Below are 25,213 nucleotides of genomic sequence, written 5' to 3'. Positions count from 1 at the left end.
TTGTGGAACCTTTCCGCCGCATCTGCGTTGTCTTCGCATGACTGAAGACCTTTCGTACCGACGCAAACCCCTGACCCCCGAGCAGCGCCAGGCGCGCGATGCGACACGCCGGATCGAGGCGGAAAAAGCCATGCGCGACCATGAAGAGGCGCAGAAGGCGTTTTACGCCAACAAGGAGCGGCTGAGGGCCGAGCGGCTGGCGCGTGAATCCGCGGGGGAAAAGGCCTGATCCAGCCCGGGTCCTGCCGGCAATCTTCCGAAGCGATGTTTTCGAACGATGCCGCCGGCTAATGCCGGTTCTGCATGCGTGTCGCGCTCCAAACCAGCATCAGAGCCTGGACGGCCCCTGTGAACGCGCGGCGGGGCGTTTGCGCCTCAATGGCTTCGGCTGCGATGCGGCAATCTTCGGCGACCTTGAGCAGTCCGCCTCGCGCGAGGTCCATGGTGGATAGAGCGGCCTGCTCCAGGCAGACCCGTTCAAGCCGTCGAAACTCCCGCAGCTCTCTGTTCATGCGTCAGCTCCCGGTATGCCCCAAAACCATGCGGCGCTGAGTCTGCTTAACAATTGGTAAACAGCCTCTACCTAGCCGCGCTGGCTGGCGCCGGGCTGGCGCGGCTCTGCACGCACCGGCGCAGGCGCATCGGCAGGCTTGACGGCGTTTGGCTTCCGCCGGAAGCTTCAACCGATCCCAACCGGCGCGAAGCACGGAGACGTTCGCTCCCAGCAAGTCCGATCCATCAGCGAAACCACAATGGAGCTGACCATGACCACGTTCGACAAGCGCGAGCAGGGCTTCGAGGCCAAATTCGCCCACGACGAGGAATTCATGTTCAAGGCTGCCGCCCGGTCCAACAAGCTGCTCGGGCTCTGGGCCGCAGGCCAGCTCGGGCTCGGCGGCGATGCCGCGGCAAGCTACGCAACCGCGCTGGTGACGGACCATCTGGAGAGCCCGACGATGGACGAGGTGCTGGACAAGGTGTCAGGCGATCTCGCCGCCAAGGGCATCGCGCGTGAGCAGGTCGCGGCCAAGCTTCAGGAATGCCTGCACCAGGCGCTGGCGCAGCTCGAAGGGGACAAGCAATAGGGCCGACGTTGGTGCCTCACCCCGCATGCTTGCGCCCGCCGGAATCGCCGAGCTTGTCGACGTAGGCAATGCCGATCGCCGAGACGACGAAGGTGAGGTGGATCAGCACCTGCCACATCACGCCGGTCTCGGTGTAGCCGGCGCGGTCCAAGCCGAGATTGCCGGCCTCGATGAAGGTGCGCAGCAGCGCGATCGAGGAGATGCCGATGATGGCCATGGCGAGCTTGATCTTGAGCACGCTCGCGTTGACGTGGCCGAGCCATTCCGGCTCGTCGGGATGGCCCTGCAGGTCGAGCCGCGAGACGAATGTCTCGTAGCCGCCGACGATCACCATCACGAGCAGATTGGAGATCATCACGACGTCGATCAGCGCGAGCACGCTCATCATGATCTGCTGCTCGGTAAGGTCGATCGCGTGCCAGGAGAGGTGCCAGAGCTCCTTGAGGAACAGCACGATGTAGACGCATTGCGCCACGATCAGTCCGAGATAGAGCGGCAGTTGCAGCCAGCGCGAGCCGAAGATGATCATCGGCAGCAGGCCCAGGCGCGGCAGGGGCGCGCGGGGTTCGGCACGAGGTTCGGATTGGGGTGAAGGCTCAACCGACATTCAGGCCGCATCCTCGCAAACGAAGCGATCTCGCTTTCCTCTAGCCCGACAACATGGCCGGCGGAAGACGCAGCGCGCGTCTCGCTTTCGTCGGCGCACGCCATTTCGTGCTAGCGTACCGGACGGCCCATCGCGCGACGGCCGGGATCGGAAGGCGGGGAATGACGAGGAGCGGCTTTGGCAGATGGTCCGGCGAGATCGCGCTCGCCGGCCTGATCGTGGTCGGCGTCGGCTCCGCGGAAGTCTCGGCGACACCGCTGACGCCGTTTCGCTACGAGACACAGGCGCAGCGTCATTGCCCGCACGACAAGGTGGTCTGGCTCGATTTCCGCAAAGGCATCTACTACCGCAAGGGGCAGAAGCGATATGGCCAAGGCTTCGACGGCAGCTTCGTCTGCCTGAACGAAGCCCGCGACGGCCTCTATCGCCGCTCCCTGCTGGGCCTGCGCTGAGTGGCGCGTGACGCCGGCTATTTCTGCGCCGGCAGCCTGACCGGCACGTGCGGGGAAATGCTGATGATCCGGGGGCTTCCGTCCGGATAGGTGCGGTCGCCGCGGATCAGAGATTCCAGGACCAGAAAGAATTTCTCGGCAAGCATGTGCGTCACCCCAGTTGGTGATGGCCTCTGGACATGAGTCGAGGCACCGAACGCGGAAATTCGATCAACAGAATGGGAGCGCGACATCGGCGCATGCTGCGCCGCGGTGGAGCCGTGCCGGGGAGGATGAAGCGGCGCTCAGGCGAACGCCAGCGCCACGAGGCTCGAGCAGAGCAGGACCAAACCGCTGGCGGTCAATGCCAGGAAGCCGTCAGATACCAGGTCATGGTTGCGCATGGGACACCTGCCGCTCTCGTCTTTGATACCCGGTCGGATCGATCAAAATTGTCCGAACGCGCGGTCTTGAAAGAGGTGATGCTTGCCTCTCGCGCGAGTGCCCTCAGGCCCTCGTGCGGTAGCCTTCAAACGCATGGGCCAAAAAGATTCCCACGCTTACCAAACCCATCAGTGCCGAAACCGTCTCGATCATCGTTAAATTCCAAATCCCGCCCTTGCATCCGAGAGAACGCGGACGGCCTTGCACAGTCAAAAGAATTCCAGTGAAGCCGGCGACAATGGGGGTGGAGTGAGGATTTGGCGCAACAGAATGTCCAGCCGTGGCACAGAGCAGGCGCCATCGCTCCGTAGAACAACGGAAAAATGCGAACGTCTCGTTTACCATCCCGGCGGGATCGCTGCGCGCTCCCCATTTCCGCCGTGTTCGGGTTGCGTTATCGTTACCGCTTCCGATGCGGTGGTGGGCCGCCTCGGATCAAAGGACCGGACAGCGCTCCCCGTCGCCAAAGCGGGTTGGGTACGCCTCCGGCAAAGTGGTATTTGGGGCGAATGGGGATCCGACGGTCAGATTCGGTTTTGCGGGCCGCACGTGGTGTTGCGGCGGTCGCAACCTGCCTTGCGCTGGCCAATTGCGCCTCGTCCAACAAGTTCGCCAGCCGCGTCGATCCGAAATACGGCGTGTCCTCGAGCCCCCGGGTCGTGGCTTTCGGGGAGCCGGTCCCGAAGGGCGGCGGCACCTACCGCGTCGGCAAGCCCTACGTCGTGGGGGGCAAGACTTACGTTCCGGAGGAGGACGTCAATTACCGCGCCGAGGGCATGGCGTCGTGGTACGGCGACGACTTCCACGGCCGCCTGACCGCCAATGGCGAAGTGTTCGACATGACCTCGCTGACCGCGGCGCATCCGACCCTGCCGATGCCGTCCTATGCGCGGGTGACCAATATCTCGAACGGCAAGTCGCTGATCGTGCGCGTCAACGACCGCGGCCCCTATCACGGCAATCGCCTCATCGATGTCTCGAACAAGGCCGCCGAACTGCTTGAATTCAAAGGCAATGGCGTCGCCAGGGTGCGCGTCGAATATGTCGGCCGGGCGCCGCTCGAAGGCTCCGACGACCGCCAGCTCCTGGCGACCCTGCGCACCGGCGTTCCGGCGCCGTCGCCCTCGATGGTCCGGGTCGCCTCGGCGAAGCCGTTCGTGCCGGAATTGCCGGGATCGAGCCGCGGTGCCATTCGCGGCGACGTGCCGATGCCGGAGGGACGGCCGTATAATCTCGGCACGACTTCCGCCGACATGGCTTCGCTCAATGCGACCTCGGAAATGTCGGCCTCGAGCCGCAGCCGGGGCCGGGCGGTCCACAACGCCCGCGCCGTGTCCTATGAGGAAGACCGCCGCTACGCCGCGGAGAGCGCTCCCGTGTCGGCCGACGGCGCTGCCGAGGCCCGCAGCATCCTGAGCGGCCGCGGGCTCTATTAGGCCGCACTCTCCTTCAAGAATTTCACCAGCGCCGCATTCACCTCGTCGGGCCGTTCCTGCTGGACCCAGTGGCCGGCGCCCTCGATGATCAGCTTTCGCTTCAGGTTGGGCAGCACGCGCTCGAGCTCGTTGACGCGCTTGGCGCCAATCAAGCCGGTAATGACGGCGTCCTTGGAGCCGGCGATGAACAGCGAGGGCTGACGGATCTGCGCATCCTGCCAGGGCGCCGTCAGCTCCCAATTGCGGTCGAGGTTGCGGTACCAGTTCAGCCCGCCGCGAAAGCCGGACTTGCGGAAGCTTTCGGTGAAATAGGCGAGGTCAACTTCGCCGAGCCAGTCGGGCAGCGGCTCATCGGTGGTGGCGTGGCCGAGGAAGCCTTTGCCCTCCTGCACGAACATGGCGGCGCTGGGATCGGCGAGGCCGCGCCCCCCAAGCACGATGCGCATGGTGCGGTCGACGTCGCGTTCCAGCTCGGCCTCGGCGACGCCGGGCGCCTGGAAGTACTGCCAGTAGAAATTGGTGACGCCGCCCTGGCGCAAGAGGTCGAGCGGCTTGCCGCGGCCGCGGAACGGCGGCGGAACGCTCAGGCCTGCCACCGCCGTGAAGATGTCGGGCCGGAACAGCGCCGCGTGCCAGGCGACCGGCGCGCCCCAATCATGGCCGACCACCATCGCCTTGGTCTCACCGAGCGCCCGCACGAGGCCGACGACGTCGCCGACCGTATCGAAGATCGAGTATGCCGCGGCGTCCGGCGGCGCCGAGCTCTGGCCATAGCCGCGCATGTCGGGGGCGACGACATGAAACCCGGCTTCGGCCAGCGCGGGGATCTGGTGGCGCCAGGAATAGGACAGCTCCGGCCAGCCATGGCACAGCACCACCAGCGGACCCCGGCCGGCTTCGCGGATGAAGAGATCGATGCCGTTGGCCTTGATCACGCGGGTGGAAGACATCGCTTTTCCGCCTTGTTTCAGGGGTTTGGTCGAGAAACATAAGACACCACGATAGGGGCGCAGCGAGAATCGTGCAATCTCACGGCAGGCGTCAGCCCTGTGTTGTTCGCACCGGTTCCAACTGTTAGAACGCCGCTCTCAGGGCTTGGCCATGGCATTTCGTCTTTTTTCGTTCCGTCGGACCCGGTTCACCGCCGGAGCGATGGCGCGCGGGATTGTCGCCGCCGCTGTGGCGGCGGGGATCGGCTGGGGCGGGGCTCTCTATGCGGCCAACCAGAGCGTCCAGGGTGCCAAGAAGACGGAGGATGCCGGCTTCGACGGCGATGCTCCGACCGCGATCCTGATCGAGGCCTCCAGCGGCAGCGTGCTGTTCGAGAAGAACGCCGACGAGCTGCGCGCGCCCTCCAGCATGATGAAGCTGATGACGGCCGAGGTCGTCTTCAATGCCATCAAGAAGGGCGACATCAAGCTGACCGACGAATACCGGATCAGCGAGAACGCCTGGCGCAGGGGCGGGGCGCCCTCGGGCGGCTCGACCATGTTCGCGGCCATCAACAGCAAGGTCTCGGTCGACGACCTCCTGCACGGCGCGATCATCCAGAGCGGCAACGACGCCTGCATCGCGCTCGCCGAAGCCATGGCCGGCAACGAGAAAATCTTCGCATCCGACTTCATGACCAAGCGCGCCCGCGAGCTCGGCATGACCAAGTCGACTTTCGGCAACTCCAATGGGCTGCCCGACCCCGGCAACAAGATGACGGTGCGCGAGCTCGGCGTGCTCGCCCGGCACATCATCCTGGACTTTCCGGAGTTCTACAAACTATTCGGCGAGAAGGAGTACACTTGGAACAAGATCCGCCAATTCAATCGCAATCCATTGCTCAATTCGATGGAAGGCGCAGACGGGCTGAAGACCGGCTACACCAAGGAAGGCGGCTACGGCATGGTCGGCTCGGCCGTGCAGAACGGCACGCGGCTGATCGTGGTCGTCAATGGTCTGGAAGACCACGAGGATCGCGCCACCGAAGCCAAAAAGATGCTGGAATGGGGTTTTCGCAACTTCGAGACCCGCACGCTGATCGCGGCCGAGCAGCCCGTCGGCTACGCCAAGGTGTTCGGCGGCGAGAGCCGCTCGGTTAAGCTCGTCGCCAAGACCCCGGTGAAGGTGATGGTGCACAAGAACGGCAGCGACAAGCTGATTGCGCGTATCGTCTATAGCGGCCCGGTGCGGGCGCCGGTCGAGGCCGGCCAGCAGGTCGGCGTGGTCCGGGTCTGGCGCAGCGGCAACATCGCGGTGGAGACGCCGGTCTATGCGGCCGAAGCCATCGGCACCGGCTCAACCGTGCGACGCGCGATCGACGGCGCCAGCGAGCTCGTGATCGGCATGTTCCGCGCAGGCGCCGAGAAGCTCTGATCATGAGTGAGCGCGCGGGACAGCGGCCGTCCGGACGCGGACGCTTCATAACCTTTGAAGGCGGCGAGGGCACGGGCAAGTCGACCCAGATCAAGAAGCTCGCCGACCGCCTCAAGGCGGCAAAGCTGCGGATCCGCGTCACGCGGGAGCCGGGCGGCTCGCCGGGCGCCGAGATCATGCGTCATCTGGTGCTGTCGGGCATGGGCAGGCTGCTCGGCCCCGAGGCGGAGACGCTGCTGTTTGCCGCCGCGCGCGACGACCATGTCCGCACCGTGATCCTGCCCGCGCTCAACCAGGGCACCTGGGTGCTGTGCGACCGCTTCGCCGACTCGACACGGGCCTACCAGGGCAGCCTCGGCCAAGTGCCTGAGAGCCTGATCAACGCGATGCAGCGGGTCACGATCGGCGATCTCAAGCCGGACCTCACCATCGTCCTCGATTTGCCGGTCGAGATCGGCCTGCAGCGCGCCGCCGCGCGCCGCGGCAGCGCCACGCCCGACCGGTTCGAGGGCGAGAAGCTCGGTTTTCACCAGGGCTTGCGCGAGGCCTATCGCAAGATTGCCGCGGACGATCCCGCGCGCTGCGTGCTGATCGACGCCAATTCCGACCCTGACACGGTCGCAGGCCGGGTCTGGACGGTGCTGCGTGACCGTCTCCTTCCCACACCAGCCTCGGTGGTCTCCGCATGAGCCCGCGTCAGACCGAACGTGAAAGCGCCATTCCGCATCCGCGCGAGACATCGAAGCTGTTCGGCCATCGCGAGGCCGAGACCGCGCTGCTGGCGGCCTATCGCAGCGGGCGGATTCCGCACGCCTGGCTGATCGGCGGTCCGCAGGGCATCGGCAAAGCGACGCTGGCCTATCGCATGGCGCGCTTCGTGCTCGCCCACAGCCAGCCGCTGGCGCCCGCCGTGCAGCGCGCCGAAGACCTCGCGATCGATCCTGAGGACGCCGTGGCGCGGCAGGTGGCGGCCGGCTCGCATGGCGGCCTGTTGACGCTGGAGCGTACCGCCAACGATCGCGGCGTGATGCGCACCGTGATCACCGTGGACGAGACGCGCGAGACCATCGGCTTCTTCGGCTCGACTGCCGCGGCCGAAGGCTGGCGCGTCTGCATCGTCGACACCGTCGACGAACTCAATCCGAACGCGGCCAACGCGCTTCTGAAGATTCTCGAGGAGCCGCCGCAGCAATCGCTGTTCCTTCTGGTGAGCCACGCCCCCGCGCGCGTACTCGCCACGATCCAGTCGCGCTGCCGCAAGCTGCGCCTGCGATCGCTCGCCACGAATGACGTGATCGGGGCGGCGGCGGCCGCAGCCGAGCTCGATCCGAACGATCCTGCGCTGCGTGAGGCCGCAGAGGCCTCCGAGGGCAGCGTTGCACGGGCGCTGACGCTGCTCGGCGGCGATGCTCTGAAGCTGCAGCAGCGCACGGCGGCGATGTTGGCGCGACTGCCGCAGGTCGATCCGCGCGAACTGCACACGCTCGGCGATTCGCTTCCCACCAACGACCGCGTCGCGCTCGGCGCCTTCATCGACGGCATCGACCGCTGGATCGCGGAGCGCCTGCATGCGGACGATGCCAATGCCAACCAGAACCTGCCGCGCCTTGCGCGCCTAGCCGAGGTATGGGAAAAGATCGTCCGCGCCGCGCGCGACACCGAAACCTACAATCTGGAGCGCAAGCCCTTGGTTTTCTCGGTGTTCGGCTGGCTGGCGGACGCGACGCGCTGAAGCATGAGCCGGGAAAGTGCGGAGCGGTTTTCCGAAACGATCATGCGCAAGACAACGACCTGACGCAGGTTCGTTTCCCGATTTTTGAGATGCCGACAAAAGGAATTCGTCGTGGCAACGCGAGCTAAGAAAACCGCCAAGGGCAAGAAGAAGGCTGCGAAGAAAGCCGTCAAGAAAGCCGCGAGGAAGGCTGTGAAAGCGCTTGCGCGCAAAGCTGCCAAGACGGGCAAGAAGGCCGCGAAGGCGAAGAAGGCTGCCGCCAGGAAGAGCGTGAAGAAGAGCGCCGCGAAGACGGTAAAGAAGGCCAGCAAGCAGGCCGCCAAGAAGCCGGCCGTCGCCAGGAAGACGGTGAAGAAAGCGGTCAAGAAGCCGGCCAAAGCTCCTGCGAAGAAAGTGGCCAGGAAGGCCAAGGTGACTGCGGCTGCGGTGATCGCCACGCCGACCCCTGTCGCTGCCCCGCGGGAGGCTGTTAAGCCCAAAGTGTCGAAGCCTAAGGTGCAGCCTGCGCCGAAGCCTGTCGCAGCTCTGCAAGTCCGCGCACCCGTTGCCGCACCCGCGCGCGACAACGTCTTCTACATCACGACCGCCATCGCCTATCCCAACGGCGTCCCGCATATCGGCCACGCCTATGAGGCGATCGCGACCGACGTGCTGGCGCGCTTTGCGCGGCTCGACGGCAAGGACGTGTTCTTCCTGACCGGCACCGACGAGCACGGTCAGAAGATGGTGCAGACGGCGGCCGGCGAGGGCATGTCTGCAGCCGACCTCGCAACCCGCAATGCTGGTCGCTTCAAGCAGATGGACGAGCGTCTGAACGTCTCGTTCGACCGTTTCATTCGCACCACCGAGGAGCAGCATCATCGCTCCAGCCAGGAGATCTGGCGGCGCATGGAGGCGAACGGCGACATCTATGCCGACGTCTATGCCGGCTGGTATTCCGTGCGGGACGAGGCCTATTACGCCGAGGACGAGACGCGCTTGAACGATGACGGCGTCCGGCTCGGCCCGCAGGGCACGCCGGTCGAATGGGTCGAGGAGAAGAGCTATTTCTTCCGCCTGTCGGCCTACCAGGACAAGCTGTTGAAACTTTACGCGGACCAGCCCGACTTCATCGGGCCGGATTCCCGCAAGAACGAGGTGGTGAGCTTCGTCAAAGGCGGCCTGCGTGATCTCTCGATCTCGCGCACCACATTCGATTGGGGCGTCAAGGTCCCCGGCGACGAAGAGCACGTGATGTATGTCTGGGTCGACGCGCTGACCAACTACATCACCGGCGTCGGCTTTCCCGACGAGAACGACAAGAACTGGCGCTATTGGCCGGCCGATGTGCACATCATCGGCAAGGACATCATCCGTTTCCACGCGGTGTACTGGCCGGCATTCCTGCTGTCGGCCGGGATTCCGCTGCCGAAGCGGGTCTATGCTCACGGCTTCCTGTTCAGCCGGGGCGAGAAGATGTCGAAGTCGGTCGGCAACGTCGTCGATCCCTTCAACCTCGCCGACCAGTACGGCGTCGACCAGGTGCGCTATTTCTTCCTGCGCGAGGTGCCGTTCGGACAGGACGGCAATTACAACCACGAGGCCATCGTGGCGCGCATCAACGCCGACCTCGCCAACGATCTAGGCAACCTCGCGCAGCGTTCGCTGTCGATGATCGCAAAACAGCTCAGCGGCGTGCTGCCCGAGCCCGGCGAGTTCAGCGACAACGACAAGGCGATTTTGGCGATGGCCGACGGCATGGTCGCCGCGTCCCGCGCGGCCATGGCGACGCAACAGATCCATCACTGGCTCAACGCCGTGTGGGCCGTGGTCGCGGAGGCCAACCGCTATTTCGCGGGCGAGGCGCCGTGGGCGCTCGCCAAGACCGATCCTGTCAGGCAGAAGACGGTGCTCTACGTCACCGCCGAAGTCGTGCGCCAGATCGCGATCCTGGCGCAGCCCGCGATGCCGACCGCCTCGGGATTGCTGCTCGACAGCCTCGGTATTCCCGAGACCGAGCGCACTTTCGCGATGCTCGGTGGGGACAAGCGGATCGCGCCGGGCTCGACGCTGCCGGCGCCGACGCCGGCATTCCCGCGCTACATCGAGCCCGCGGCTTAAACACGACCCGGCGCCCGGGTCCCGGCCTTACGCTTGCCCCGAAGGGCTTGCGTGGGACGCCGGGACCTGCGCAGCCTCTTGCTGACAGGTATTCAGATGGGCACCTAGCCGCGCGACGGACGCCGCGCCCGCGATTCGGCCCGTGTCATTGATCCAGATCAATGCAACTTGAGCGCCGGACTCTGCTTTTCGCACCTAGGCAGGATAGGTGAGAATTGAGTCCACCGGATATCAAGGACGAAGGCGAGTCGCCAAAAAAGCCTGGGAGGTCGCTCAGAGCCGGACTTCGGCAGCGACTGCGTAACCTGAGATCGGGGCAGGGACCCGCTCATCGAGACCGCACAGCGGCCGATTTGCGCGCAAGCGAAGCGAGGTTCAGAGGAGTCCTGGCGGCCAGTCCGGACGCCGTTATCATGATCAGCGCGGCTGGCGTGATCGAATTCGCCAGTGATCGTGTCACCGACATTTTCGGATACGCGCCCGACGAGCTTGTCGGCAGCTCGATCGAGGTGCTGATCCCCGAACGATTTCGCGGCGAACACTCCAATCAGATCAAAGCCTATTTCCGGAAGCCGACCTCCCGAATGATGGGTGGTGGATTGCTGCTGTCTGGGCGTCGTAAGGACACGACGGAATTCCCGGCCGAGATCAGCATCAGTCCGATCATCGTAGCCGACCGGCATGCCGCGATCGCTGCAGTGAGGGACGTTTCCAGCCGCAGAACCCTCGAAGCGCTCCAGCAAGGAGCAGCGGAAGCCTTGCGCGAGAGCGAGGAGCGCCTGAGATATTTCATCAAATACTCGCCCGCCGCGATCGCGATGCTCGATAATGAGCTGCGTTACATCGTCTACAGCGACCGCTGGCTGGTCGACTACGGTCTCATTGGACGCGATCTGCGCGGGCTGTCACATTATGAAGTCTTTCCCGAAATTCCGGAACGCTGGCGCGCGATTCACCGCCGCGCCCTTGCGGGCGAGACACTTCATGCCGACGAGGATTCGTTCACGAGATCCGACGGACGGCTGCAATGGCTGCGCTGGGAGGTACGCCCCTGGTTCGATGCGCTCGGCAACATCGGCGGCGTCGCCTTCCTGACGGAAGACATCACGGACCGCAAGCGGATCGAAGCGCAACTCGCACAGGCGCAGAAGATGGAAGCGATCGGCCAGTTGACTGGCGGCATCGCCCATGACTTTAACAATTTGCTGACTGTCGTCCTCGGCAACGCAGAGGTCCTCAAGGATGAGATCAAGAGCGACGATCTTCGTAAGCTGGTCGAGCCGATCATCGCCGCCGCCGAGCGCGGCGCGAGCCTGACGCAACTCATGCTCGCCTACGCGCGCCGCCAGGCGCTCGAGCCCAGCACGTTCGAGCTGAATGAGGTCGTGACGCACATGAACGCGCTGCTGCGGCGTACCATCGGCGAGAATGTCGAAGTCGAACTTCGACTTGCGAAGCCGTTGTGGAGCGTGACCGCCGATATCCGCCAAACCGAGACTGCCATTCTCAATATCGTCCTCAATGCGCGCGATGCGATGCCGCAGGGTGGCAAGCTGACGATCGAGACGGCCAACGTCGATCTCTCGGACGATTATGCCGCGCACAACTTGGAGGTCAATCCAGGGCAGTACGTCATGATGGCCTTGTCCGACACGGGCAGCGGCATCGCCCCGGAAATGCGTGACCGCATCTTCGAGCCGTTCTTCACGACCAAGCCGGTCGGCAAGGGGACGGGACTCGGACTCAGCATGGTCTACGGCTTCGTCAAGCAGACCGGCGGGCACATCCAGGTCTACAGCGAAGTCGGGCACGGCACGTGCATCAAGATCTATTTGCCGCGTGCCGAAGCCGGCACGACGACCGCTGTCCCGTCTTCACAGGCTCCGGAACCCGCCGCGACCGGCGCTGAATCCATCCTTGTCGTCGAGGACGATCCTCATGTGCGGATGTTTGCCGTCCAGCAATTGCGCCGCCTGGGTTATCGGGTGACGGAGGCCGGCGACGGACCGTCCGCGCTCCTGGAAGTTTCGCGTTCCGGAGCGCCCGATCTGTTGTTCACGGACGTCGTGATGCCTGGCGGCATGACCGGACGTGAACTCGCGGAGCGGATCGGACAGAGCGTCCCAGGCATTCGGGTTCTGTTCACCTCGGGCTATACCGAGAACTCGATCGTCCATCATGGTCGGCTCGATGCCGGGGTGCATCTGCTGCAAAAACCCTACAGGAGCGACAAGCTGGCGCAGAAGGTGCGCGAGGTGCTGGACCTCTGATCCTGACCGCCGACGGCGCTTGGCCGCGCAGGAACCGGCCGGGGCGCGAGATCGGCGGTCCGGTTGACGTCCCCTCACACTACCCCTACCTGTGAGCTGAGGCCCCCGTCGACAGCCATCCAGCACCGTCGAAGGTCGGGACCGCGGACGGCCGACCTCTGGTTTGGAAAGCGACGCTCGATAATGCTTGTCGACAGCCACTGCCATTTGGATTTCCCCGACTTTGCGGAAGATCTCGACGGAATTGTGTCGCGAGCGCGCGCGGCCGGCATCGGCCGCATGGTCACGATCTCGACTCGGGTGCGAAAGCTCGATCAGATTCTGGCCATCGCTGAGCGCTACGACGACGTCTACTGCTCGGTCGGCACTCATCCGCACAATGCGGATGAGGAGGACGGCATTTCGCCGGACGAGCTGGTTGCGTTCACGGAGCACCCCAAGGTCGTCGCGCTCGGCGAAGCCGGGCTCGATTATTTCTACGACGACGGCTCGCCGGAGGCGCAGGCGAGGGGCTTTCGCGCCCACATTGCAGCCGCGCGCGCCACCGGCCTGCCGTTGGTGATCCACACCCGCGAAGCCGACGCGGACTGCGCGCGCATCCTGGAAGAGGAGGCGGCCAAGGGATCGTTTCGCGCCGTGCTGCATTGTTATACGGGCGGGCGCGAATTGGCGCTGAAGGCGGTGTCGCTGGGCCTCTATATCGGCTTCACGGGCATCCTGACCTTCAAGAAATCGGAGACCTTGCGGGCGCTGGCGGCCGAACTTCCATCCGATCGCATCCTGGTCGAAACGGACTCGCCTTATCTTGCGCCCGGCAAATTCCGGGGTAAACGCAACGAGCCCGCTTATGTGGTCGAGGTGGCGAAAGTGCTGGCCGAGACGCGCGGCGTATCGTTTGACGAGATCTCGCGCCAGACCAGCGAAAACTTCTTTCGCCTGTTTTCCAAGGTGAAGGCATAGGACTGGGAGCCGCATGACGCTGACGCTGACGATCCTGGGCTGCGGCTCTTCCGCCGGTGTGCCGCGCCCGGCACTGGGCTGGGGTGCCTGCGATCCCAGCAATCCCAAGAACCGCCGTCGCCGCTGCTCGCTGCTGGTCGAACGGATCTCCGAGCACGGCACCACGCGCATCGTGATCGACACCTCGCCGGACCTGCGCGAGCAATTGCTCGCGACCAATGTCGATCACATCGACGCGGTGTTTCTGACCCATGAGCACGCCGACCAGACCCACGGCATGGATGATCTGCGTTCGGTCGTGATGCACATGCGCCGTCGTATCCCGACCTATTTCAACCAGTCGACGGCCAAGGACATCCTGTCGCGGTTCTCCTATTGCTTCATCTCGCCGGAGGGCAGCGACTATCCGCCGATCCTGACCCGGCATTCGATCGAGGCGGGCGAAAGCCAGACCGTTCTGGGGAAAGGCGGCGCCGTCACGATGACGGCCTTTCTGGTGCAGCACGGCAACATCCCCGCGCTCGGCTACCGCATCGGGGATGCGGCCTACACACCCGATCTCAACGACATCCCGCGCGAGAGCTGGGGTGCGCTGGAAAACCTCGATCTCTGGATCGTCGACGGCCTGCGCTACACCAACCATGTCAGCCATTTCAGCATCAACGACGCGCTGTCCTGGATCGAGCGGTTCAAGCCGAAGCGCGCGGTCATCACCAACATGACGGCCGACGTCGATTACGAGGTCATCCGGCAATCGCTGCCCGCAGGCGTCGTGCCCGCTTTTGACGGGCTGCGGCTGGAGACGCACTGAACCTGCGGTAGAAATTCCGCCGCCGGCAGGCATAGTCCTTGCTTGCATCGGGTGCATCATGTTGATCTAACGTCTGAAAGACAGGCGTTAGGCAAGGGCGGTAGGCAGGATCGGTGACGAGCGATATTGATCGCCGGGTCGGCTGATCGCCTCGTATGAGGATGGGGATTGCGTGGCAGGGGACGACGTAACGACGGGGGGACCGCTGCGCCGCGCGCTGGATCTGCTTTATCTCGGGGCAGGCTACGCCGCCGGGGTCTTCATGGTTGCGATCTTTGCAATCATGATGGCGATGTCGGTCGGACGCCAATTTGCGATCAACATTCCCGCCGGCGACGATTTCGCGTCCTGGTGCATGGCCGCGATGGCTTTCCTCGGCCTTGCACACACCTTCAAGCGCGGAGAGATGATCCGCGTCGGCCTGCTGCTGGAGCGTCTGCACGGGCGAACCAAGCAGATCGCGGAGATCGTGGCGCTCGGTATTGCCACCGCCTTCATCCTCTATTTCACCCGCTACGCGGTGCAGATGACCTACGATTCCTGGCGCTTCAACGATGTGGCGCAGGGCGTCGTCCCGCTTCCGCTCTGGATCCCGCAGCTCGGCTTCGCCGGTGGTCTTGCGATTCTGTCGATCGCCCTCATCGATGAAATGGTCGGGGTCGTCGGCGGCAAGCGGCCGACCTACGAAAAGGGCTCACCGGACGAGACCCCGGAAGAGTTCGTCGAGCGCATTTCGCAGGGCGGCGGAGGTTGACCATGGCCAATCTCGGCATGATCGAGCTGGCGTTCGTCCTGCTCGGCGTCATGATCCTGCTGCTGGGAAGCGGCGTCTGGATCGCTGTCTCGCTCGGCCTCGTCGGTTTCGTGGCGATGGCGCTGACGACCAGCCTGCCGCTCGGCGCCGTGCTCGCGACGACGACCTGGAGCGCCAGTTCGTCATGGACGCTGGCTGCGCTGCCGCTGTTCATCTGGATGGGCGAGATCCTCTTCCGCACCAAATTGTCGGAGGAAATGTTCCGGGGCCTGTCGCCCTGGGTTCAGTGGCTGCCCGGGCGCCTGACCCATGTGAACGTGATCGGTTGCGGCATCTTCGCGGCGGTGTCGGGCTCTTCGGCCGCGACCTGTGCGACCATCGGCAAGATCGCGCTGCCCGAGCTCGACAAGCGCGGCTACGACAAGGGCTTGAGCCTCGGTTCGCTCGCCGGCTCCGGCACGCTCGGCCTTCTGATCCCGCCCTCGATCCCGATGGTGGTCTACGCCGTCACGGCGAACGTCTCCGTGCTCCAAGTGTTCCTCGGCGGCTTCCTGCCGGGCGTGCTCGTGATGGTGCTCTATTCGGGCTACATCATCATCTGGTCGCTGCTCAATCCCAAGAAGGTTCCGCCCCGCGATCCGCCGATGCCATTCCGACAGAAGCTGCAGGAATCGGCGAAGCTCGCGCCCTGTCTGCTGCTGATCATGGCAGTCTTCTTGTCGCTGGTGCTGGGCTTCGCGACAGCCACGGAATGCGCGGCATGGGGTGTTACGGGCGCGCTGCTGCTGGCGTGGTGGAGCGGCACGCTCACGCGCAAGAACCTCCTCGAAAGCATCATGAGCGCGACGCGCCTGACCTGCATGATCATGCTGATCCTGGCAGGCGCGGCCTACACTACGGCTGCGATGGCCTATACGGGCATTCCGGCCGCGCTCGCCACCTGGGTCCAGGGGCAGCAGCTCACGCCAGGCATGCTCGCGCTGTATCTGAGCATCATGTACATCATCCTCGGCTGCCTGATCGACGGCATCTCGATGATCGTCCTGACCGCCGTCATCGTGCTGCCGATGGTCAGGCAGGCCGGTCTCGACCTGGTCTGGTTCGGCGTCTACCTCATCATCCATGTCGAGATGGCGCAGATCACGCCGCCGGTCGGATTCAATCTGTTCGTGCTGCAGAACATGAGTGGACGCGACACGTTCACGGTTGCGCGGGCGGCGTTTCCGTTCTTCGTCCTGCTGCTGGCTGCCGTGTTCATCATCACGGAGTATCCGCAGATCGTGATGTTCCTGCCCAAGCTCGCTTTCCCAGACTGAGCGTATTCAAATCGAAGTGAGGAGAAGTCCGATGATGTCTCGTTTATTCCGCGCGTCCTTGATCGCCGGCGTTATGGCGATTGCGACCCCCGCCTTGGCCCAAACCAAATGGAATCTGCCGGCGGCGTACCCGGCGGACAATCCGCACTCCGAAAACCTGGTCGCCTTCGTCAAGGATGTCGATGCAGCGACGTCCGGCAAGCTCCAGATCACGGTTCATCCCGGCGCCTCGCTGTTCAAGGCGCCGGACATCAAGCGCGCGGTGATGACCGGGCAGGCGCAGATGGGCGAGGTGCTGCTCTCGATCCACGAGAACGAGGATCCGCTGTTCGGCATCGACGTCGTCCCGTTCCTGGCGACCAGCTTCCCGGACGCGATGAAGCTGTATCAGGCCTCCAAGCCCGCGATCGCCAAGAAGCTCGATGCGCAGGGGCTCAAGCTGCTGTTCGTGGTGCCGTGGGCGCCGCAGGGCGTGTACGTCAACAAGCCGCTCGCCACGATCGAAGACATGAAGGGCCTGAAATGGCGGGCCTACAATGTCGGTACCGCGCGTATCGGAGAGCTGGTCGGCGCGCAGTCGGTCACGATCCAGGCCGCGGAATTGCCGCAGGCGCTCGCGACCGGTGTGGTGAATTCCTTCATGTCGTCGGGCGGCACGGGCTACGACGCGAAGGCGTGGGAGTCGCTGAAATATTTCTATGACGTGCAGGCCTGGATTCCCAAGGACTACACCTTCGTCAACAAGGCCGCGTTCGACGCGCTCGACAAGCCGACACAGGAGGCCATTCTCAAGGCGGCGGCAACGGCGGAAACCCGCGGCTGGAAGGCCTGGCAGGACAAGAGCACCTGGTACATCGATCAGCTCAAGGCCAAAGGCATGACCGTCGAGCCGCCGAGCCCGGCGTTGAAGGCGGGCTTCCAGAAGATCGGCGAGCAGCTCACGACCGACTGGCTCAAGAAGGCGGGGGCCGACGGTCAGGCCATCGTCGACGCCTACAAGAAGATGTGAGGACGGAGACATCCTCCGCCCGCCGCTCTCCAGCGTGCGGGCGGAGGAGTTTACGGCATTCCCTCAAGCCGAGATCGCATTCGCCGATCCCACCGCATTACGCAGCAGGAATTTCTGGATCTTGCCCGTGGACGTTTTCGGGATGGGCCCGAACACGACAGCCTTCGGCGTCTTGAAGCCCGACATGTGGCTGCGGCAGAACGCGATGATGTCGGCTTCGCTGGCGGTCGCGCCGTCCTTCAGCTCGACGAAGGCGCAGGGCACTTCACCCCATTTCGGATCGGGCTTTGCCACCACGGCGGCGAACAGCACGGCCGGGTGTTTGTAGAGGATGTCCTCGACCTCGACGGAGGAAATGTTCTCGCCGCCGGAGATGATGATGTCCTTGGAGCGGTCCTTGATGATGACGTAGCCGTGCTCGTCGAGCACGCCGAGGTCGCCGGTGTGAAACCAGCCGCCTTCGAAAGCTTCCTTCGTCGCTTTCTCGTTCTTGAGATAGCCCTTCATCACGATGTTGCCGCGGAACATGACCTCGCCGATGGTCTCGCCGTCGCGCGGCACCTGCCGCATGGTCTGCGGATCGATGACGGTGACGCCTTCCTCGAGCGGGTAGGGCACGCCCTGCCGGCGCTTCATGCGCGCGCGCTCGGCCGGCGGAAGCTCGTCCCAGCCGGGCTGCTCGGCGCAGACGGAGGCGGGGCCGTAGACCTCGGTCAGGCCGTACACGTGGGTCAGCTTGATGCCGATGCTCTCGGCGCCTTCGAGCACGGCGACCGGCGGCGCGGCGCCCGCGATCAGGCCGACGACGCGGCGCGCGGCGTTGCCCTTGGGCGCATCGGGGGCGTTGATCAGCACATTATACACGATCGGCGCGCCGCACATGTGGGTGACGCCGTGTTGCTTGATCAGTTCGAATATCCTGGTCGGCTCGACCTTGCGCAGGCAGACATTGATGCCGGCTGCGGCCGCGATGGTCCAGGGAAAGCACCAGCCGTTGCAATGGAACATCGGCAGCGTCCAGAGATAGACCGGATGCTGGCCGAGTTGGCCTGCGAGGATGTTGCTGACCGCGTTGAGATAGGCGCCGCGATGATGGGTAACGACGCCCTTGGGGTTTCCGGTCGTGCCCGAGGTGTAGCTCAGCGCGATCGCGTCCCATTCGTCGCTCGGCGTGATCGCCGCGAAATCGGGGTCGCCTTGCGCAACCGCCGCCTCATATTCGATCTCGCCGATGCGGCTGCCACCCTTGAACGATGCATCGTCGACATCGACCACCAAAGGCTTCGCGCCCGTCATCTGCGCCAGCGCATCGGTGATCACGCCCGAAAACTCGGGATCGACCAGGATGATCTTCGCGCCGCCATGATCGAGCTGAAACGCGATCGAGGCCGCATCGAGGCGGATGTTGAGCGCGTTGAGCACGGCGCCGGTCATGGGCACGGCAAAATGCGCCTCGTTCATTGCCGGGATGTTCGGCAGCATCGCCGCCACGGTATCGCCGACGCCGATGCCCTTGCGCGCGAGCCAGGACGCAAAGCGCTTGCAGCGCTCATGGGTCTGCGCCCAGCTAAAGCTGCGGCCCTCATAGACCGTGCTGACATGATCGGGATAGACGGCCGCGCTGCGCGCGAGGAAGCTTAAGGGACTGAGCGGAACGTAATTGGCGGGCGTCTTGTCGAGACCGATATGGTACTGGTTTTGCCGCTCACTCATCGACATCCTCCGTCAAACGCCTCAAAGAAATCCGATCGAGATCCAGGGGAAGATCGCGACGATGATCAATCCCACCAGCAGCGCCAGCAGATAGCCCCAGATCGGGCGGATACCCTCGGCCGGATCGACGCGTCCGATGGCGCAAGCCGCATAATAGCCGACGCCGAACGGCGGGGCGAATAGCCCGATACCCATGGCGAGAATGATCACCATGGCGTAGTGCACCTCGTGCACGCCGACGGCCCGGGCGATCGGAAACAGCAACGGCCCGAACAGCACGATCGCCGGGATGCCCTCCAGCACGCTGCCGAGGATGGTGAAGGCCAGGATCGACACCGCGATGAAGGTCGCTGCTCCCCCCGGCAATCCGGTCATGGCCGCGGCCAGCGAGCGCGAGAAGCCTGATTGGGTCAGGCCCCAGGCCATCCCGGTCGCAGTGCCGATGATCAGCAGGATGGCGCCGGACAGCGCGGCGGTCTCGACCAGCATCGGAAACAGCCGCGACCAGTCGAAGCGGCGGTAGACGAGGAGGCCGACCAGGGCACCATAGACGATGCCGATGGTGGAGACCTCGGTCGCCGTCGCGATCCCCTCGACCACGGCATAGCGGATCACGAAGGGCAGGGCGAGCGCGGGCAGGGCGATGACGAAGGTCTTGCCGATCTCGCCGCCCGTGGCGCGGCGGACGTGGCTCATGTCCTCGTGGCGGTAGCGCCACCACACCAGCATGCAGAGCGTGATCGCGAGCACGACGCCGGGCAGGAGGCCGCCGGTGAACAGGGCGGCGATCGAGACGCCGGTGACCGAGCCGATCGTGATCAGCACGAGGCTCGGCGGAATGGTCTCGGTCTGGGCTCCGGTCGCCGCCAGAAGTGCGACGAGATCGCCGGGCTTGGCGCCGCGCTGTTTCATCTCCGGAAACAGCACGGGCGCGACGGCCGCCATGTCGGCGGCCTTGGCGCCGGATATGCCCGAGACCAGGTACATGGCGCCGACCAGCACGTAATGCAGGCCGCCGCGGACATGGCCGAGCAGGCTCGCGAGAAACGCCACCATGGCCCGCGCCATGCCGGTCATCTCGATCAAGAGCCCCAGAAACACGAACAGCGGCACCGAGAGCAGGATGAGATGGCTCATGCCCTCGTCCATCCGACCGACCAGAACCATGACCGGCGTCCGTGTCGTCAGCGCGAGATAGCCGAAGATCGCAAGGCCGAAGCCGAACGCAATGGGAACGCCGGCGAAGACGCAGAAGCCGGCGACGCCGACGAAGAAGATGACGAGGTTGAGATTGCCGAGCGGCCGCAGCGACGGCTCTGCCAGCCAGAACAGGCCGATAATGACGGCAACCGTGGCTATGGCCGCGGCGACCGTCCGCCAATCGGCCGTGCGCAGCAGCCGCAGCAAGGCAAACGCCGCCATCAGGCCGATGCCGACCGGCAGCGCGGCGGCGCGCCACATGTTCGAGATCTGCAGCGCCGGCGTGGTGATGTAGCTTTCTTCATAGGCGTAGTCGCAGGCCGGCCAGACGATCAGGACCAGGAATGCCAGCGCCGCAGAGGTCGCGACCAGATCCAGATAGGCCCGCATGGACGGCTTGGCGCTGGCCACGATCGCGGTCATGCGCATGTGCTCGGAGCGGCGGAACGCAACCGCCGCGCCCAGCATGGCGAGCCACAGGAACAGGATCGAGGCGAGTTCGTCCGACCAGATCAGCGGCCGGTGCAGGCCGTAGCGCGCGACCACGCCGGCAAACAGGATCACGATCTCGGCGACGACCAGGGTCGCCGCCGGGATCTCGACGACGAGACCAAGCACGCGCTCGAGCGAAGCCAGCACGGAAGGTCGGCGAGGGGACTGAAACGCCACCTCGCCCGCCACTGCGGTCACCTCGACCTCGACATGAGCCATGACGGCCCCAACGGGTTACGACAGCTTGCCGACTGCCTTTTCCAGCAGGTCCCAGGCCTGGTCGCCATACTTGCCCTTCCACTCGGCGTAGAAGCCGGCGGTCCGCAGCTTGTCACGGAACGGCGCCACCGTGGGCTGATTGAAGGTCAAGCCCTTGGTCGCGAGCTCCTGCTGCAGGTTGGCATTGAGCTTGGCGGTGTCCTCGCGTTCCTTGACCGCGGCGGCGTTGATGTTCTTGGCAACGATCGTGCGCACGTCCTGCGGCAGCTTTTCCCACGCGCGGCGGTTGGCCAGGAACCAGAAGCCGTCCCACATGTGGTTGGTCAGCGAGCAGTATTTCTGCACCTCGTAGAGCTTGGCGGTCGAAATGATCGCCAGCGGATTCTCCTGGCCCTCGACGATCTTGGTCTGCAGCGCCGAATAGACCTCGCTGAAATTGATCGAGGCGGGCGCCGCGTCGAACGCCTTGAACATCGAGGTCCACAGCGGCGACACCGGCACGCGGATCTTGAAGCCCTTGAGGTCGTCGGGGCCTGTGATCGGCTTGCTCGACGAGGTGGTCTGGCGGAAGCCGTTGTCCCAGATCTTGTCCATGACCTCGAGGCCGGCCTTCTTGATCTCGCCGCGGACATGGGCGCCGAGGTCGCCGTCCATCGCCTTCCACACCGTGTCGTAGTCCGGGAACGCGAAGCCGATGCCGTTGATGGAGGCCGCCGGCACCAGCGTCGACAGGATCAGGCCGGACAGCGTGAAGAATTCGACGCCGCCAGAGCGGATCTGGCTCAGCATGTCGGTGTCGGACCCGAGCTGGTTGTTCGGGAAGATCTGGAGGTCGAACTTGCCGTTGGTCTCGGTCTTGATCGCCGCCGCCATCTCCTTGGCGCGGACGTTCATCGGATGGGTGTCCGGCAGGTTGTTGGCGTACTTGTAGGTGAACTCGGCGCTCTGGGCGCGGGCCACATGGGGCGCACCGATGCCGCCCAGGACCGCGGTCGCGGCGGAGGCTTTGAGAAGCGTGCGGCGGGAAAAGCGCGTTGAAAAGACCATGGGTCTGCTTCCTCGGAAGTTTGTTGTTGTTCTGAGTCGCAAACCTATACGGACGGAAGCCCTGAAGGTCATCTGCGATCTCGCGAGGTCTCGCTTATTGCAGCCGGACAAGGTCACGGCAATATCGGCTTTCGGCGAGATGGACCCTGATGCAAAATCTGAAAAACAACCTCATGCACAGTAGCCGTCAAGCATCGGGGCGGCGTTTGAGGCCCGGACTGAAAATTACGCCCGGGCAAAGGTGCTGTGATAGGAGTTCGGTCTAAATAACTGATCTGATTGTACAAAAAGATATTCCATAATATACCTTATGCGAATTGCGGATATGGGCGTGCAGGTCAGCCAACCAAATCCGCGGCTACCCGGAACCCCGCTCCCGGCCGACAATCCCGGCGCGCTACGACCATCCTGGTCGCGCCTGGATCGACATTTGCATGGGCAGGTTCAACCCGGCCATACTTCCCGAGGGGCCATTGGATAAGAGCCCAGGTCACAAGCTGCCCGATTGGAGCTTTCGCTGACTACGCTGAAGGTTCTTCACACGACAACCTATCGATTCAACGAACATGTGCGCCTGTTGCCGCACCGCCTGATGCTTCGTCCGCGCGAAAGCCGCGAGCTTCGTCTGATATCGAGCAACGTCACGGTGACGCCGCCTGCGGCCTTGACCTGGGCGCACGATGTGTTTGGCAATGCGATCGCGACGGCGACGTTTCAGATGACGGCCTCAAATCTGGTGATCGCCAGCGTCGCGGAGCTTCAGCTCGACGCCGTCGCATGGCCGGTGTTCGATATCGCGGTCTCCGCCATGTCTTACCCATTCCGCTATTCTGACGACGACTGGACCGACCTCGGCGCCCTCGCCCTCCCCCAGTTCTCGGACCCGGCGGGGGTCCTGCGAAATTGGGCACAAATGTTCGTCCGAGGAAGTCGGACTGACACGCTGTCGCTGCTAAAGGACCTCAGCGTCGGCGTTTCCGAAGCTGTCCGGTATCAGAGCCGTGAGGACGAGGGCACCCAAACGCCGGTAGAAACCCTGCATCGCGGCTGGGGGTCATGCCGGGATTTCGCGGTGCTTTTCACGGAAGCAGCACGCATGCTCGGGTTCGGAGCCAGAATCGTCTCCGGCTATCTTTACAATCCAGAACGACGGAGCATCGGGTCGAGCGGTGCGGGATCGACCCACGCGTGGGCGGAGGTCTTCGTACCGGGAGCCGGCTGGATCACATTCGACCCCACCAATCGCAGCCTCGGCGGCTTCAATCTAATCCCGGTCGCGGTCGCGCGCGATATCCGGCAAACCATCCCGGTGTCCGGCAGCTTCGTCGGCAGCACCGGCGCCTTTGCCGGGATGTCCGTAGAAGTTTTTGTCTCGTCTTAGGTCGACCTTCGGCGGATTGCCGGCCGGCTTTCGTTGACGGACCTGTCGATGGCCCAGAAGCAAAGTGCCCCGGCGACGCAGATGATCAGGATCCCGCTGATGAACGAAAGCATGGAAGCGCCCTGTGCTGCCTTGGCAGCGACGCGCGTGCGCGACTGCGTATGAAGGAAAGATCGCCCCTCGCTCGCGCGCCGGGCACTGCTTCGCGAATTTCTCCGATCGGCAAGACCAAGTCGGTCCAATCGATGCGCGCTCACGTTGCGCTAGATCAATTCACGTAAGGCTTCCTGGATCATTATCGCGCATCTTTCCGAAGACGCCGGCTGCAGATCGCCGCGCTACCCGAAAACGCATCTGGAGATGCTGATATGAGCAAATTGTCCAAAACCACGCTTGTTGCGCTCGTTGCCGCCACGACGCCGTGGCTAGTCGCGCCCGTCGCTGCGGCGCCGCTCACTTCCCCGCTGATGCTGCGTGGCGCGGTGGCACCATCGGTAGAGACGGTGCAATATCGCCGCGGCTGGCGCGGCGGCTATCATGGCGGTGCAGGAATTGGAATTGGTGCGGGCATCGCCGGCGCTCTGATCGGCGGAGCGATCATTGGCGCAACGCAACCCTACGGGTATTATGGCTATGGCCCCGGCTACGGACCGGCCTACGTCGCTCCGCCTCCCTATGTTGACGACGCGGTCGGCTATTGCGCACGGCGCTTCAGGTCCTATGACCCGTATTCCGGAACCTATCTCGGCTATGATGGCCTGCGGCATCCCTGCCCGTAACGACGGCAACCTCGGTCTGGGCAGTCTGATATGCTGGTCGGGCTGCCCACAGATATTCGAAGCCGTCGTTGATCCACGTCAATTCGTTCGCGAAAAACAAACCCGCCATAGGCGGGAACGCCTGTCCGCCGCTTCTATTCGTTCTTTGTCCGATCCCGGACGAACAAGAATTGGTGGATTCCATGAAACGCACCCTATTGGCGACGGTCGCAGTCCTCGCACTCGCATCTCCGTTATTCGCGGCTGAGACCGGCAAGACCGTTGGGCAATCGCCCTCGTCGTTTTACCTGGCTCAGGATACCGCGACGATGAAGTGTCAGATCGTCGAGAGCCAGCCTGCTACCGGCAGCAACATGAAGGTCGTCGGCGCCGCCCACACCACAAAGGCTTCGGCAGAAGCGGCTTTGAAAGCCGACAAGGCTTGCGCCAAGTAATCGATCAAGTCACAGCGCGGATACACCTGCAGGTCTATCGCTTCGCGAGAACCGCGAGGCTTTAAGACCTGCCATGGACCTTGAGAGCACTCTACGTTGAGGCTCTTCGTCAGCCGCTGCAACTGGGCAGCCACCAAGCCCACCTGGCGATACGCAGGCCACTGACGCTTGAGATGCTCCAAATTCGAGAGGATACAGTGATGAATATGCAGACAAGGACATCGGCGATTACCGTCGCGCTCTTCGGTGCTGCGATGCTCGGCTCGGTACTCCCTTCGGGAGCAGCTCCGATTTCGCCGAGCACGGCTCTTCCGACACAAGCGGCGGCCTCATCCGAAATGACGGAAGTCTATTACCGGCGCCACTACCGTGGTGGTCGCGTCTACCGGCGCGCTCCCGGCGCCGCCATCGGTCTTGGAATTCTGGGTGCCGCGGCCGGAGTGGCCGCCTATGGGGCTTACGGGCCCTCTTACTACGGCCCGGGCTACTATGCACCAGGCTACTACGGCGGCGGCCCCTATCCCTATCGCCGTCAATACTACGCTCCGTACTGAGGGCACGCTCGACGTTGTCTGGGCCTGGCAATCTCTGTCGCAGCCGCAACGGCTCAGCAACGGCGATGACGCGGT

General features: G+C 64.1%; 25 protein-coding genes. 18 read left to right on the top strand and 7 right to left on the bottom strand.

Going from position 1 to position 25,213, the window contains the following annotated elements:
• Positions 1 to 37 precede the first annotated feature (37 nt).
• Complete coding sequence (locus CIT39_RS17455) at positions 38 to 229, top strand: hypothetical protein (RefSeq protein ID WP_094973914.1); 192 nt, start codon at positions 38 to 40, stop codon at positions 227 to 229.
• Between the two features lie 58 nt (positions 230 to 287).
• Here CIT39_RS17455 and CIT39_RS17450 read toward each other — a convergent pair whose 3' ends face one another.
• Complete coding sequence (locus CIT39_RS17450) at positions 288 to 512, bottom strand: hypothetical protein (RefSeq protein ID WP_094973913.1); 225 nt, start codon at positions 510 to 512, stop codon at positions 288 to 290.
• 252 nt (positions 513 to 764) lie between these two features.
• Between CIT39_RS17450 and CIT39_RS17445 the strand changes: the two genes are divergently transcribed.
• The gene (locus CIT39_RS17445; RefSeq protein WP_162848656.1) at positions 765 to 1,085 is read left to right on the top strand and encodes a DUF1476 domain-containing protein; all 321 of its coding nucleotides are present in this window, start codon (positions 765 to 767) and stop codon (positions 1,083 to 1,085) included.
• Between the two features lie 16 nt (positions 1,086 to 1,101).
• On the opposite strand, the gene CIT39_RS17440 is transcribed toward CIT39_RS17445, so the two are convergent.
• On the bottom strand, positions 1,102 to 1,692 hold the full coding sequence (locus CIT39_RS17440; RefSeq protein ID WP_094973911.1) for a TIGR00645 family protein: 591 nt from the start codon (positions 1,690 to 1,692) through the stop codon (positions 1,102 to 1,104).
• A gap of 161 nt (positions 1,693 to 1,853) precedes the next feature.
• Between CIT39_RS17440 and CIT39_RS17435 the strand changes: the two genes are divergently transcribed.
• The gene (locus tag CIT39_RS17435; protein ID WP_094973910.1) at positions 1,854 to 2,144 is read left to right on the top strand and encodes a hypothetical protein; all 291 of its coding nucleotides are present in this window, start codon (positions 1,854 to 1,856) and stop codon (positions 2,142 to 2,144) included.
• Between the two features lie 17 nt (positions 2,145 to 2,161).
• Here CIT39_RS17435 and CIT39_RS17430 read toward each other — a convergent pair whose 3' ends face one another.
• Positions 2,162 to 2,290, bottom strand: coding sequence for a hypothetical protein (locus CIT39_RS17430; RefSeq protein ID WP_256471477.1), 129 nt, complete (start codon positions 2,288 to 2,290; stop codon positions 2,162 to 2,164).
• 786 nt (positions 2,291 to 3,076) lie between these two features.
• Here CIT39_RS17430 and CIT39_RS17425 point away from each other — a divergent pair.
• Positions 3,077 to 4,003, top strand: a complete 927-nt coding sequence (locus CIT39_RS17425; protein ID WP_094973909.1) for a septal ring lytic transglycosylase RlpA family protein — start codon at positions 3,077 to 3,079, stop codon at positions 4,001 to 4,003.
• Here the strand turns inward: CIT39_RS17425 and CIT39_RS17420 are convergent.
• On the bottom strand, positions 4,000 to 4,953 hold the full coding sequence (locus CIT39_RS17420) for an alpha/beta fold hydrolase (RefSeq protein ID WP_094973908.1): 954 nt from the start codon (positions 4,951 to 4,953) through the stop codon (positions 4,000 to 4,002). The two genes, CIT39_RS17425 and CIT39_RS17420, sit on opposite strands and share 4 nt — an antisense overlap.
• 151 nt (positions 4,954 to 5,104) lie before the next feature.
• Between CIT39_RS17420 and CIT39_RS17415 the strand changes: the two genes are divergently transcribed.
• The 10 genes from CIT39_RS17415 to CIT39_RS17370 all read left to right on the top strand — a co-directional run bounded on the left by CIT39_RS17415 (position 5,105) and on the right by CIT39_RS17370 (position 17,319).
• A complete protein-coding gene (locus CIT39_RS17415) occupies positions 5,105 to 6,367 on the top strand; it encodes a D-alanyl-D-alanine carboxypeptidase family protein (RefSeq protein WP_162308547.1) in 1,263 nt (420 codons plus the stop codon).
• 2 nt (positions 6,368 to 6,369) lie between these two features.
• On the top strand, positions 6,370 to 7,056 hold the full coding sequence (tmk, locus tag CIT39_RS17410; protein ID WP_094973906.1) for a dTMP kinase: 687 nt from the start codon (positions 6,370 to 6,372) through the stop codon (positions 7,054 to 7,056).
• Positions 7,053 to 8,099 carry a DNA polymerase III subunit delta' gene (locus CIT39_RS17405; protein WP_094973905.1) on the top strand — a complete coding sequence of 349 codons (1,047 nt, stop codon included), beginning with the start codon at positions 7,053 to 7,055 and terminating at the stop codon, positions 8,097 to 8,099. Before tmk ends, CIT39_RS17405 begins: the two co-directional genes overlap by 4 nt.
• 111 nt (positions 8,100 to 8,210) lie before the next feature.
• Positions 8,211 to 10,199 (top strand): methionine--tRNA ligase, encoded by a 1,989-nt coding sequence (gene metG, locus CIT39_RS17400; RefSeq protein WP_094973904.1) that lies wholly within the window; start codon positions 8,211 to 8,213, stop codon positions 10,197 to 10,199.
• A gap of 413 nt (positions 10,200 to 10,612) precedes the next feature.
• The gene (locus tag CIT39_RS17395) at positions 10,613 to 12,469 is read left to right on the top strand and encodes a hybrid sensor histidine kinase/response regulator (RefSeq protein ID WP_244607601.1); all 1,857 of its coding nucleotides are present in this window, start codon (positions 10,613 to 10,615) and stop codon (positions 12,467 to 12,469) included.
• Between the two features lie 183 nt (positions 12,470 to 12,652).
• On the top strand, positions 12,653 to 13,429 hold the full coding sequence (locus CIT39_RS17390; RefSeq protein WP_094973902.1) for a TatD family hydrolase: 777 nt from the start codon (positions 12,653 to 12,655) through the stop codon (positions 13,427 to 13,429).
• Between the two features lie 13 nt (positions 13,430 to 13,442).
• On the top strand, positions 13,443 to 14,240 hold the full coding sequence (locus CIT39_RS17385; RefSeq protein ID WP_094973901.1) for an MBL fold metallo-hydrolase: 798 nt from the start codon (positions 13,443 to 13,445) through the stop codon (positions 14,238 to 14,240).
• Positions 14,241 to 14,445: 205 nt separating this feature from the next.
• Positions 14,446 to 14,994 carry a TRAP transporter small permease gene (locus CIT39_RS17380; RefSeq protein WP_181955171.1) on the top strand — a complete coding sequence of 183 codons (549 nt, stop codon included), beginning with the start codon at positions 14,446 to 14,448 and terminating at the stop codon, positions 14,992 to 14,994.
• A 2-nt stretch (positions 14,995 to 14,996) separates the two neighbouring features.
• Positions 14,997 to 16,310 (top strand): TRAP transporter large permease, encoded by a 1,314-nt coding sequence (locus CIT39_RS17375; RefSeq protein ID WP_094973899.1) that lies wholly within the window; start codon positions 14,997 to 14,999, stop codon positions 16,308 to 16,310.
• A 31-nt stretch (positions 16,311 to 16,341) separates the two neighbouring features.
• Positions 16,342 to 17,319, top strand: coding sequence for a TRAP transporter substrate-binding protein (locus tag CIT39_RS17370; protein ID WP_094973898.1), 978 nt, complete (start codon positions 16,342 to 16,344; stop codon positions 17,317 to 17,319).
• 63 nt (positions 17,320 to 17,382) lie between these two features.
• On the opposite strand, the gene CIT39_RS17365 is transcribed toward CIT39_RS17370, so the two are convergent.
• The 3 genes from CIT39_RS17365 to CIT39_RS17355 are packed head-to-tail and all read right to left on the bottom strand — an operon-like array spanning position 17,383 to position 21,990.
• On the bottom strand, positions 17,383 to 19,032 hold the full coding sequence (locus CIT39_RS17365; RefSeq protein ID WP_162308545.1) for an acyl-CoA synthetase: 1,650 nt from the start codon (positions 19,030 to 19,032) through the stop codon (positions 17,383 to 17,385).
• A gap of 21 nt (positions 19,033 to 19,053) precedes the next feature.
• Positions 19,054 to 20,943, bottom strand: coding sequence for a TRAP transporter large permease (locus CIT39_RS17360; protein WP_094973896.1), 1,890 nt, complete (start codon positions 20,941 to 20,943; stop codon positions 19,054 to 19,056).
• A 15-nt stretch (positions 20,944 to 20,958) separates the two neighbouring features.
• Positions 20,959 to 21,990: a TRAP transporter substrate-binding protein gene (locus CIT39_RS17355; RefSeq protein WP_094973895.1), complete on the bottom strand. Its 1,032-nt coding sequence runs from the start codon at positions 21,988 to 21,990 to the stop codon at positions 20,959 to 20,961.
• A 517-nt stretch (positions 21,991 to 22,507) separates the two neighbouring features.
• Between CIT39_RS17355 and CIT39_RS17350 the strand changes: the two genes are divergently transcribed.
• The 4 genes from CIT39_RS17350 (at position 22,508) to CIT39_RS17335 (ending at position 25,138) form a co-directional block, all read left to right on the top strand.
• Positions 22,508 to 23,371, top strand: coding sequence for a transglutaminase family protein (locus tag CIT39_RS17350; RefSeq protein ID WP_094974054.1), 864 nt, complete (start codon positions 22,508 to 22,510; stop codon positions 23,369 to 23,371).
• A gap of 368 nt (positions 23,372 to 23,739) precedes the next feature.
• Positions 23,740 to 24,150, top strand: a complete 411-nt coding sequence (locus tag CIT39_RS17345) for a BA14K family protein (protein WP_094973894.1) — start codon at positions 23,740 to 23,742, stop codon at positions 24,148 to 24,150.
• A gap of 68 nt (positions 24,151 to 24,218) precedes the next feature.
• Positions 24,219 to 24,584, top strand: coding sequence for a hypothetical protein (locus CIT39_RS17340; RefSeq protein WP_244607600.1), 366 nt, complete (start codon positions 24,219 to 24,221; stop codon positions 24,582 to 24,584).
• Positions 24,585 to 24,784: 200 nt separating this feature from the next.
• On the top strand, positions 24,785 to 25,138 hold the full coding sequence (locus CIT39_RS17335; protein WP_244607599.1) for a hypothetical protein: 354 nt from the start codon (positions 24,785 to 24,787) through the stop codon (positions 25,136 to 25,138).
• The last annotated feature ends 75 nt before the right edge of the window (positions 25,139 to 25,213 follow it).

The organism is Bradyrhizobium symbiodeficiens, from assembly GCF_002266465.3.
Taxonomy (GTDB): Bacteria; Pseudomonadota; Alphaproteobacteria; order Rhizobiales; family Xanthobacteraceae; genus Bradyrhizobium; species Bradyrhizobium symbiodeficiens.
The sequence above is the reverse complement of the archived record's forward strand: the minus strand, read 5'-3'. Positions and strand labels throughout refer to the sequence as shown.